Below are 1312 nucleotides of genomic sequence, written 5' to 3'. Positions count from 1 at the left end.
AGTGCGGTGTCGGTCACAACACTCGTGCATGGCACCGAACAAACTGTGGGAGCGAGCCTGCTCGCGAAGGCGATGGTGCGCCCAGAACCGAAATGACAGCCCCCAAATGAATCAGGCGTGAATCAAGGGAGGATTTCGAATGCCGTGCTCGCCAGCCGCTCCCCATTCACCAGCACATGCACCGCATGCTTGCCCGCATAGTGCCGCCGGGTAGTGAGCTCCTTGATGTGCTGGCCACGACTCAGCTGCTCGGTGGCCTTGCCCGGCAGGGTCAGGGCCTTGAGCTTGAACACCTTCGCCGAGGTGCTGCCGTTGGCTTTTACATAATCGATGGCATAGTCGATCACCAGCCGCTGGCTGTTCTCGACCGTCGATTTGACGGCAAAGGACAGGGTGATCTTTTCTCCCAGGCCAATCACCGGCGGGTTGACCTGCACACCGATGATCTCGACTTCAGGCTTGCCGCCGGCACCCATGATCGCCAGCGCCCGCTGGTTACCCTGTTTGATCAGGCTGCGCAGGGCGTGTCGGGCGATCCACGCGGTGTGTTTGTTGTCCAGCGACCAGCCTTCGATCAGGTCCAGCACCCAGTCGGGATGGTCCTTGGTGATGTCGTTCAGGTGATTGGCCACGGACTTGCGCACGTAAAGACTGCTGTCGGCCTTGAGATTGTCGAGGATCCTGGCGGCCAGTGTCGGGTCGGCTTGAATCGGTTCCAGGCGAAACGACCATGGCAGGCGCGGGCGACACCCTTCGCTGGCCAGGCGCCGGACATGCTCGTTGTCGTCCAGCGACCAGTCGTGCATCAGCTGCAGCGAGCGCTCGATATCGCGACGCAGGAAATAGCGGATCGCGAACTCCGAGGAGCCGAACGCGGTGAAGTACTTGAGCGCGTCCATGGACAGCTCGAAACGATCCGCACCGTAGGTCGCCACGTAGTGCGGCAGGCACATGCTGACGAAGCCGCTGTTGAGGCGTGGGGCGAGGGCACGCAACAACTCCAGCGACGCTTCATAACCCAGCGGCAATACCGCGTGCAGGCATTCGCTGACGCGGGCCATGCGTTGCATCACCGACAGCTCCGCCAGGCCGGTCCTGGCCAGCTTCAGGAACGCCTTGGCATCGAACTCGGGATAGACCGCGGTCATTTCGGTGGCGATGTGATGGAGGCGTTCGGCGTTGAAGATTTCCTTCAGGGCGGGGGAGGGTTGGTCGGCAGCCATTTGGGTTCCTTGGAGTTTGTTGTTTATCCGGTGCACCGCGTTATCGTTCTTCGCGAGCAGGCTCGCTCCCACATTTGAATGCACGCCTC

Annotated in this window: 1 protein-coding gene; it reads right to left on the bottom strand. The window is 61.4% G+C overall.

All coding sequences use genetic code 11. The features are described 5' to 3' along the window. Positions 1-122: 122 nt before the first annotated feature. A complete protein-coding gene (locus ACW9HW_RS30075) occupies positions 123-1223 on the bottom strand; it encodes a DNA alkylation repair protein (protein WP_095195054.1) in 1101 nt (366 codons plus the stop codon). Between the last annotated feature and the right edge of the window lie 89 nt (positions 1224-1312).

Source organism: Pseudomonas sp. SDO5532_S415 (assembly GCF_054071155.1).
Note: the sequence above shows the minus strand (reverse complement) of the source record. Positions and strands in the feature narration are given on the sequence as shown.